The sequence below is a fragment of the Streptomyces sp. NPDC002403 genome (assembly GCF_053593015.1).
In genome coordinates this window covers 1-9,302 of record NZ_JBSFBQ010000110.1, presented here as the reverse complement: position 1 = coordinate 9,302, position 9,302 = coordinate 1, and the positions used below count along the sequence as shown (strand labels likewise).

At 70.0% G+C, this 9,302-nt stretch carries 10 protein-coding genes and 1 pseudogene; 9 read left to right on the top strand and 2 right to left on the bottom strand.

The window, feature by feature from the left end; genetic code table 11:
• Positions 1–92: pseudogene (locus ACWCPY_RS42375) on the bottom strand (PadR family transcriptional regulator); the annotation flags it as partial.
• Positions 93–393: 301 nt separating this feature from the next.
• Here ACWCPY_RS42375 and ACWCPY_RS42370 point away from each other — a divergent pair.
• From ACWCPY_RS42370 to ACWCPY_RS42350, 5 genes are all read left to right on the top strand, one after another.
• On the top strand, positions 394–621 hold the full coding sequence (locus ACWCPY_RS42370; protein WP_329820496.1) for a hypothetical protein: 228 nt from the start codon (positions 394–396) through the stop codon (positions 619–621).
• A gap of 9 nt (positions 622–630) precedes the next feature.
• A complete protein-coding gene (locus ACWCPY_RS42365; protein WP_451274420.1) occupies positions 631–924 on the top strand; it encodes a Dabb family protein in 294 nt (97 codons plus the stop codon).
• Positions 925–1,101: 177 nt separating this feature from the next.
• Positions 1,102–1,947 (top strand): RNA polymerase sigma factor SigF, encoded by an 846-nt coding sequence (locus tag ACWCPY_RS42360; RefSeq protein WP_451274418.1) that lies wholly within the window; start codon positions 1,102–1,104, stop codon positions 1,945–1,947.
• A gap of 235 nt (positions 1,948–2,182) precedes the next feature.
• Positions 2,183–3,049, top strand: a complete 867-nt coding sequence (locus tag ACWCPY_RS42355) for an RNA polymerase sigma factor SigF (RefSeq protein ID WP_329819949.1) — start codon at positions 2,183–2,185, stop codon at positions 3,047–3,049.
• A 66-nt stretch (positions 3,050–3,115) separates the two neighbouring features.
• Positions 3,116–3,895, top strand: coding sequence for a hypothetical protein (locus ACWCPY_RS42350; protein WP_451274415.1), 780 nt, complete (start codon positions 3,116–3,118; stop codon positions 3,893–3,895).
• Positions 3,896–3,935: 40 nt separating this feature from the next.
• On the opposite strand, the gene ACWCPY_RS42345 is transcribed toward ACWCPY_RS42350, so the two are convergent.
• The gene (locus ACWCPY_RS42345; RefSeq protein ID WP_329819951.1) at positions 3,936–4,145 is read right to left on the bottom strand and encodes a hypothetical protein; all 210 of its coding nucleotides are present in this window, start codon (positions 4,143–4,145) and stop codon (positions 3,936–3,938) included.
• A 510-nt stretch (positions 4,146–4,655) separates the two neighbouring features.
• On the opposite strand from ACWCPY_RS42345, the gene ACWCPY_RS42340 reads away from it, so the two are divergent.
• The 4 genes from ACWCPY_RS42340 to ACWCPY_RS42325 all read left to right on the top strand — a co-directional run bounded on the left by ACWCPY_RS42340 (position 4,656) and on the right by ACWCPY_RS42325 (position 9,180).
• On the top strand, positions 4,656–5,177 hold the full coding sequence (locus tag ACWCPY_RS42340) for a MarR family winged helix-turn-helix transcriptional regulator (protein WP_451274413.1): 522 nt from the start codon (positions 4,656–4,658) through the stop codon (positions 5,175–5,177).
• A gap of 23 nt (positions 5,178–5,200) precedes the next feature.
• Positions 5,201–7,702, top strand: a complete 2,502-nt coding sequence (locus tag ACWCPY_RS42335) for an MFS transporter (RefSeq protein WP_451274411.1) — start codon at positions 5,201–5,203, stop codon at positions 7,700–7,702.
• Between the two features lie 150 nt (positions 7,703–7,852).
• Positions 7,853–8,668, top strand: a complete 816-nt coding sequence (locus ACWCPY_RS42330) for a YceI family protein (protein ID WP_451274409.1) — start codon at positions 7,853–7,855, stop codon at positions 8,666–8,668.
• Positions 8,669–8,709: 41 nt separating this feature from the next.
• A complete protein-coding gene (locus tag ACWCPY_RS42325; RefSeq protein ID WP_451274407.1) occupies positions 8,710–9,180 on the top strand; it encodes a PPOX class F420-dependent oxidoreductase in 471 nt (156 codons plus the stop codon).
• The last annotated feature ends 122 nt before the right edge of the window (positions 9,181–9,302 follow it).

The window sequence follows — 9,302 nt, the reverse complement described above, 5'->3', positions numbered from 1 at the left end:
GTGCGCTCGGGGCGGTTGCCCTGCCGCTGGACGCCGGCCACCTCCACGTACCCGTGCTTCTCCAGGTTCTGGACGACGGTGTAGAGCGTGCCGGGGCCACGGTTCACCCACGCTCGGGTCGGGGGAAGCGGCATCGGGGGGACAAGCCGCTTCCCCCGGTGAGAACAGGGCCTCCGGTCCTCGTCGCGGTCAGGGGGGTGAGCCGCGGCGGGGATCCCACAGTGGGGGCCCGTCCCGAGCCCTTCGGATTCCTGCCGTGTCCTCCGGGCTCACCGTCCATCCTGCTCCTGCTCAGGGCCCGTACGGGCGGGCAAAGGGCCTCGATCGCCGGGTCCTTGGTCCCTAAAGACCGTGTGAGGGGGTCGGAAACCTCCCAGGGGTGCGGCCATACGTGTGGATAGACTCGCCGGACTGCACAAAGGATCGAAGCAGGGGACCGAAGGGGAGGCGGGGGCTGTGGTGCAAGCGAAGAAGATAGTTCTCTACGTGATATTCGTCTTCGTGGCGTACACGATCATCACCTCCCCGGAGCGGGCGGCGGACCTCGTCCAGGTAGGGTTCGAGGGCGTTTCGAGTGCCGCACAGGGCGTCGGCGATTTCATGTCCGAGCTCGTGAAGTAGGAGTACACCGTGATCCGCCATCTGGTCCTGTTCAAGCTGAACGACGGCGTCGAGCGGGACGACCCGCGGGTCGTCGCCGGGGCGGAGGCCTTCCGGAAGCTGGAGGGGCAGATCCCCGAGCTGGAGTTCTGGGAGTGCGCCTGGAACATCACCGACCGGCCGATCGCGTACGACTTCGCCATCAACTCCGCCGTCGCCGACCAGGACTCCCTGAAGCGGTACATCGAGCACCCCGCCCATCAGGCCGCGGCCGGGCAGTGGCGTGAATTCGCCAGCTGGGTGATCGCCGACTACCCGTTCTGATCCGGACGGCATCCAAGCCCCTCACCATCACGGTGAGGGGCTTTTTTGGTGTTTAAACCAAGTTGACCCCAACACGGCGCTATACGGTGCTTGCACACAGTGGACATGTCTTGTGATGCTATGACCGCTTTTGACGGATGAGTTGACCGAAGTTGACTGCAAAGGGGTGGCCTCATCGTGCCGGCCAGTACAGCGCCTCAAGTGCCTCCCCAGTCCGTCCAGACCGAGGCGCCCGACAGTACGACGACACCCGCCAGGACCCGGGGCGCGGACACCCGGGCGCTCACCCAGGTGCTTTTCGGACAGCTCAAGGACCTGGAGCCGGGGACCCCCGAGCACGGCCGGGTGCGGGCCGCCCTCATCGAGGCGAACCTTCCGCTGGTGCGGTACGCCGCGGCGCGGTTCCGCAGCCGGAACGAGCCGATGGAGGACGTCGTCCAGGTCGGCACGATCGGCCTGATCAACGCCATCGACCGGTTCGACTCCGAACGCGGCGTCCAGTTTCCGACGTTCGCGATGCCCACCGTCGTCGGCGAGATCAAGCGGTACTTCCGTGACAACGTACGGACCGTCCACGTGCCCCGGCGGCTGCACGAGCTGTGGGTCCAGGTCACCGGCGCCACCGAGGACCTGACGACCGCCCACGGCCGTTCACCCACCACCGCGGAGATCGCCGAGCGGCTGAGGATCTCTGAGGACGAGGTGCTCGCCTGCATCGAGGCCGGCCGCTCGTACCACGCGACCTCGCTGGAGGCCGCCCAGGAGGGCGACGGGCTGCCCGGGCTGCTGGACCGGCTCGGCTACGAGGACCCGGCGCTCGCCGGGGTCGAGCACCGCGACCTCGTCCGGCATCTGCTCGTACAGCTGCCCGAGCGCGAGCAGCGCATCCTTCTGCTGCGCTACTACAGCAATCTGACGCAGTCCCAGATCAGTGCGGAACTGGGTGTGTCCCAGATGCATGTGTCAAGGCTGTTGGCGAGAAGCTTCGCCCGACTCCGATCCGCAAACAGGATCGATGCCTAACCGGATCGGGTAGAGCGCTCGAAGTCCGTTTCGCGCGACCCGAATGCCTCGCACCCCCTGTTAACTGCACAGACTCCACAAAGACTTGTCGACATGTCACTACAGCGTGTTGCCGACATGTGACATTCTGCGGAAACCGCGTTTGCCGTGGCCTCGCCTCCGGTATTCAGGTGGAGGCTGCGTTCCTCCGATGGTCGCGGCCCAACGCGACCGTCCGCGACCTCAAGGGGGTGGCATGTCCGCAGAACAGGGCAGCTCGAAGGTGCTCACGCTCACGAAGAGCGAACCCGCACCCGTTGTGCTCACCGGCTCGTCGGAAGCCATCGACACCCGCACTCTGTCCCGCTCCCTGTTCCTGCGGCTCGCCGCGCTGGGGCCGGCACCAGGCCCCGAAGGAACGGACAGCCCGGAGCGTGCCTACGTACGGGACACGCTCATCGAGCTCAACCTCCCGCTGGTGCGGTACGCGGCGGCGCGGTTCCGCAGCCGCAACGAGCCGATGGAGGACATCGTCCAGGTCGGCACGATCGGCCTGATCAAGGCGATCGACCGGTTCGACTGCGAACGGGGCGTGGAGTTCCCCACGTTCGCGATGCCGACCGTCGTCGGCGAGATCAAGCGGTTCTTCCGCGACACCTCGTGGTCGGTGCGCGTCCCGCGCCGCCTCCAGGAGCTGCGGCTCGCGCTGACCAAGACCAGCGACGAGCTCGCGCAGAAGCTCGACCGCTCGCCGACCGTGCCGGAGCTGGCCAAGGCGCTCGGGGTCTCCGAGGAGGACGTGGTCGACGGGCTGGCCGTCGGCAACGCGTACACCGCCTCCTCCCTGGACTCCCCCTCGCCCGAGGACGACGGCGGCGAGGGCTCCCTCGCGGACCGGCTCGGCTACGAGGACTCGGCGCTGGAGGGCGTCGAGTACCGCGAATCGCTCAAGCCGCTGCTGGCCAAGCTCCCGCCGCGCGAGCGCCAGATCATCATGCTGCGGTTCTTCGCGAACATGACCCAGTCGCAGATCGGCGAGGAGGTCGGCATCTCGCAGATGCATGTCTCGCGCCTGCTGACCCGTACGCTCGCCCAGCTCAGGGAAGGGCTCATCGCCGACTGACACCGTGGACTCCCGTACCGGAGCAAGAGGGTTCCGATTTGACGGACCGTCAGCCACACTGGCGCGATGCGACGTCAGATGCTCGGCTCGAACGGCCGCCGGGGCACCGTGATCGCCGCCTCGGCGGTCGTGCTGTGTCTGGGCGGCGTACTGGCCGCCTGCGGCGGCGGTGCGACGGACGAGGGCTATGTGGCGCTCGGCGCGGCGGACTCGGATCCCGGGAGAGCTCCGACGGGGGCCGTGGCGCCGTCGGGGAAGGTGACACTGGTCCCGCTGGACCGGGACGGCAGGAGCCACGCCCCGGGTGATGACCGCGGCCGTGATTCCGGCGAGGGGCGCCACCCCGGCGAGAGCCGTGATCCCGGCAGCGGTGACGACGGTGATGGAGGCCGGTCCCGTGGCTCCGGGGCCACGCCCGGCGCGACTCCGGAACCGTCCGGCACGCACGCCACACCCGGCACATCGGCCTCACCCGGCCCCGGAGGGGGCTCCACCGGGCCCGTGACCCCCTCGGCGCCCGGATCCGGCTCACCCGCCGGGCCCGCCGCGCTGTCGGTGGGCGACCCCGTGCGGGCGGCGGCGGACGAGCGCTGGTGCGAGAAGGTGACCGTGGAGTTCCGGAACACCGGGGGATCACCGGCGCGGGCGGGAACCGTCACCTTCGCCACGCATGTGATCGGCGCGCTGGGGGTCGACTGGGCGACCATCGAGTCGACCGGGCCGCTGCCCGCGCCGATCGGTGCGGGAGCGGCGCGGACGGGGACGTACACCGTCTGTGTGGACGCCTGGCGGGTGCCCCTGGGCATGCATGTCGAGACCCGGGACGTCACCGCCGTATTGAAGTGACAGATGGACTGGGGCCGTGTGCGGTGACCGGCGGCGCCGGTCAGCCGAGCGCGAGCCAGCCGACCGCGGCGAGGACGACGACCACCACGACGACGGCGGCGATCACCCCGACCTTCGGTCCGGACGAGGCGGCCGGCTGCTGCCGGCGCTGCGGCTCGCCCTCGTCGACGAAGGCGCGGAACATCTGGGTGCTGCCGGCCGGGTCGTGGTTGCCCTCGGGGCCCTGCGGGGCGTGGGGGTTGTGTGCCATGGGCCAGGACCCTAGCGAACTCGGCCCTGCGGCCCAACCCCCGGGTCGGGAAAGGGCCGAGGCCAGGGCCGGGGACCGGCGGGGAAGGGGCCGGTGCGCGACGGTGGAGCGGGGGCCGGCCGGCCGGGCCTCGGGGGTGTTCCGGGGAGGAACCAGCGGCGCACCCAGGTGAGTTGCCGGCTCCAGCGAGAGACGGGATCTTCAACTCGACTTTTCCGTACGGAACTTGTTGTCCCGCTCGGCTCCGGAACCGCATCCCGCGCACGCGGCGTGCACGCTTCCTCACGCGGTCGCCGTAGCCCCGGAGCGGAGTCCCACCGTTCTCGACTGTGGCACGACACACACCCCGCACCACCCGCACCCCACACGCTGGGCCTTTGACCCGAGCCGTACGCAGCCTTTTGCTTTCCTTTACTTCTGCAAGCCCGATTTCGTTTGCCTGCAGCAACCAACGGCTTCTATGGTTGCCCTAAGCAACAAGATGAACCGGTGAGATGTCTGGGGGGTCCCGTGGCCGCACGGAGTCAGTACGAAGAACTGGCCCGGCAGCTCAGCGCCGTCGGAGCCGTCAAACGAGGTCTCGCCCGGATCCTGCCCGCCGAATGTCCGGGCGGCTCCGCCGCCGTGCTGGCTCTTCTCAGACAGCACGGTGAGATGCGGATCAGCCGACTGGCCGAGCTGCTGGACGTCGACATGTCGGTGACCAGCCGCCATGTCGCCCATGTGGCCGAGCGTGGCTGGATCGAACGGTCCCCGGACCCGGCGGACAAGCGGTCCCGCATCCTGCGGCTGACCCCCGACGGACGTGACGTACTCGGCGACCTGAACCGGCGGACCACCGAGATGTTCGCCCACAACCTCTCCGACTGGTCGGACGACGAGGTCCGACAGCTCAACACGCTGTTGGCCCGGCTGCGCGACAGTTTCGCCTGTCGCGCGCCCAGCGGGTGCGGGCCCGGAAAGCACAGCGGCGACTGCCGTTCCCGGCCTGCCGACAGCGACAACGACTCGCACACCCGTACACCTGTGTAACAGAAGCAAAGACAAGGACTTAAATGGCTACGACCACACCGACCGGTGTGCGGGGCGGCCACGCCAAGCACGGGGGATCCTCCGATTCCTCGTCCGGCGCGCCGATGACACACCGGCAGATCATGGAGGCACTGGCCGGGCTGATGCTCGGCATGTTCGTCGCGATCCTGTCGTCGACGGTCGTCTCGAACGCACTGCCCGAGATCATCTCCGACCTCGGCGGCGGCCAGAGCGCCTACACCTGGGTCGTCACGGCCTCGCTGCTGGCGATGACCGCCACCACCCCCCTGTGGGGCAAGCTCTCCGACCTGTTCAGCAAGAAGCTGCTGGTCCAGATAGCCCTCGTCATCTACGTCGCCGGCTCGGTCGTCGCCGGTATGTCGACCAGCAGCGGCATGCTGATCGCCTGCCGTGTCATCCAGGGCATCGGCGTCGGCGGTCTCTCCGCCCTCGCGCAGATCGTGATGGCGGCGATGATCGCCCCGCGTGAGCGCGGTCGCTACAGCGGATACATCGGTGCGGTGTTCGCCGTCGCCACCGTCGGTGGTCCGCTGCTCGGCGGTGTCATCACCGACACCAGCTGGATGGGCTGGCGCTGGTGCTTCTACGTCGGTGTGCCGTTCGCGATCATCGCGCTGATCGTGCTCCAGAAGACGCTGAAGCTCCCGGTCGTGAAGCGTCAGGTCAAGGTCGACTGGTGGGGCGCGTTCTTCATCAGCGCCGCCGTGTCGCTGCTGCTGCTCTGGGTGACCTTCGCCGGTGACAAGTACGACTGGCTCTCCTGGCAGACCGCCGCGATGCTCGTCGGCTCCGCCGCGCTCGCCGGGCTCTTCATCGCCGTCGAGTCCAAGGCCAGCGAGCCGATCATCCCGCTGCGCCTCTTCCGCAACCGCACCATCACGCTGGCCTCGCTGGCCTCGCTGTTCGTCGGTATCGCGATGTTCGCGGGCACCGTCTTCTTCAGCCAGTACTTCCAGCTGGCGCGCGGCAAGTCGCCGACGATGTCGGGCGTCATGACGATCCCGATGATCGCGGGTCTGTTCATCTCCTCGACCGTCTCCGGCCAGATCATCACCAAGACCGGCCGCTGGAAGGCCTGGCTGGTCACCGGTGGCTTCCTGGTCACCGCCGGGCTCGGCCTGCTGGGCACCATCCGGTACGACACGGAGTACTGGCACATCGCGGTCTTCATGGCCGTCATGGGTCTCGGCATCGGCATGATGATGCAGAACCTGGTGCTCGCCACGCAGAACCAGGTCGCTCCGTCCGACCTCGGTTCGGCCAGCTCCGTCGTCACCTTCTTCCGTTCCCTGGGCGGTGCGATCGGCGTCTCGGCGCTGGGCGCCGTCATGGCGAACCGCGTCACCCACTACGTCAAGGACGGTCTCGCGGAGCTCGGCCCCAAGGGCGCTGCCATGGGTCACGGCGGCACCGGCGGCGGGGGCATCCCCGACCTGGACAAGCTGCCCGCGCCGTTCCGTACGGTCGTGGAGAGCGCCTACGGGCACGGTGTCGGCGATGTCTTCCTGTACGCGGCTCCGGCCGCGCTGATCGCCTTCCTGATCACGATCTTCATCAAGGAGGTCGCCCTGAAGACCAGCGCTTCGAGCGAGGCCCCGGCCACGGCCACCGAGGCCCCGGCCACCACGGCGGCCGAAGCGGTCGAGGCTCCGGCCGCCGTCGCCGACGCGCCGGTCTCCCGGGCCACGGCCACGGCCACCTCGGTCGACACCCTGGAGGCCCCGGTCGCCACCCTGCACGGCACGTCCGTGCACGGTGTGGTGCGCGGCGCCGAGGGCGCACCCGTCGCCCGTGCCGCCGTCACGCTGATCTCGCTGGCCGGCCGGCAGCTGGGGCGCTCCGTCGCCCAGGCCGACGGCAGCTACGGTCTGGACGCGCCGGGCTCCGGCTCCTACGTCCTGATCGCCTCCGCCGACGGCTTCCAGCCGCAGGCGTCCACGGTGGTCGTCGCCGACGAGCCGCTGGCGTACGACATCCTGCTCTCCGGTACGAGCGGACTGGCCGGCGTCGTGCGGGCCGCGGAGTCCGCCGCACCGGTGGAGGGCGCCATGGTCATCGTGACCGATGTGCGCGGCGATGTGCTGGCCACCGGCAGGTCCGGCGAGACCGGCGAGTTCACCTTCGGTGAGCTGGTGCCCGGTTCGGTGACCGTCGCGGTGAACGCCGCCGGGTTCCGTCCGCTGGCGCTGCCGGTGGAGATCGGCGGCCAGGGCGTCACCAGGGTCGAGGCCGCGCTGCAGTCCGGTGCGCTGGTCCAGGGCACCGTGCGGGCCGGTACCGCGCGGCGACCGCTGCCGGACGCCCGGGTCACACTGGTCGACGCGGCGGGCAATGTGGTCGCCACCTCGACGACCGGGGAGGACGGGGCGTACGCCTTCGCCGACCTGGACGCGGGCGAGTACTCGGTCATCGCGACCGGCTACCCGCCGGTGGCGAGCGCGCTGACCGTGGCCGGCCGCGGGGCCGACGATCACGACATCGAGCTCGCCCACCCCGGCGAGTAACAGACCTCCGGCGGGTCGGCGCTTCGAGCGGAGGCGCCGGCCGGCAGGTGGAAATGGGCCCCGGTGGCGGGGACGGCAGGCAGGGGACGGCCTGCCGTCCCCGCCCCGGGGCCCGACTCATTGAGTCATGGAGCAAGGAGAGAGAACGGGATGGGACTTCGCGCACAGGTACGGACGCGGGACGGCTGGGCGGTCCAGCACGCGGTCGTGACGGTCACCGACATGACCGGCACGCAGGTGCTGCGGGCCACCGCCGACGAGGACGGGGCGGTGCGGACCGACACCCGCCTGGCGGCCGGCGCGTACACGGTGATCGTCACGGCGGTCGGGTACGCCCCCGCCGCCTCCACCGCCCTCGTCACGGCGAGCGGGCGGGTCGAGGCCGGCACGGTGGTGCTGGCCCGCCAGGGCGGTGTGGAGCTGCCGCCGCCGGGTGCCTGGTCGCTGGACCCGGCGCACTCCTCGGTGGCCGCGGTCGCACAGCACCTGGGCATCTCCAGCGTGCACGGCCGGTTCACCGAGTTCAGCGGCCGGATCGAGATCGCGGAGGAGGTCCACCGCTCCCGGGTCGACGCCGTCATCAGCGCGGCGAGCATCGAGACCGGCAACAGCATGCGCGACAAGCACCTGCGTTCGCCCGACTTCCTGGACTCGGACCGGTTCCCGGAGATCACGTACCGCTCGAACGGGCTGACCCCGGCGGGCCCGGACCGCTGGCTGGTCCACGGCGAGCTGACGATGCACGGTGTCGTGCGTCCGGTCGACCTGAACCTGAGCTACCTCGGGACGGGCCCGGACCCGTGGGGCGGCGTACGTGCGGCGTTCAGCGCCACGGCGGAGCTGCGCCGTGAGGACTTCGCCATGAACTACAACCAGGTGGTGCAGGCCGGCATCTCGGCGATCGGTACGACGCTGCGGGTGGAACTCGACATCCAGGCCGTGCAGGGCGAGTCCCTGCCGTCGTAGTCGCCGCGCGGGATGAGTCCCTGCCGTCGTAGTCTGCGGACATGGCACCCAGTATCGCGACGAACACGGCCGTGGAACTCGACGAGTTGCTGGCCTTCGTACGGCCCAGGCACCGGGCGATCCTGCTGACCACCTGGTCCGACGGCCGTCCTCAGGGCTCCCCGCTGACCTGCGGGGTCGACGACGCGGGCCGGATCGTCGTCTCGACCTACCCGGAGCGGGCCAAGACCCGCAACGCGAAGCGGGACGAGCGGGTCAGCGTGATCGTGCTGTCGGACGAGTGGAACGGGCCCTGGGTCCAGATCGACGGCTCGGCCGAGGTGATCGACTCACCCGACTCGGTCGAGCCGCTCGTCGAGTACTTCCGGAACATCTCGGGCGAGCACCCGGACTGGGACGAGTACCGGGCGGCAATGGTGAAGCAGGGCAAGTCGATCATCCGGATCACTCCGGAGCGCTGGGGTCCGGTGGCCACGGGCGGCTTCCCGGCCCGGCTGTCGTCCGACGGCTGACCAGGGACGCCGCCGGGGCGGTGCGGGGCCTCGACGGCCCTGCACCGCGTCGGCGCCCCGGTCCCCGGCGAGTACGTCGACTGGCTGGCGCGTACGGCGCTGCGCCGCGACCCGGACACGCC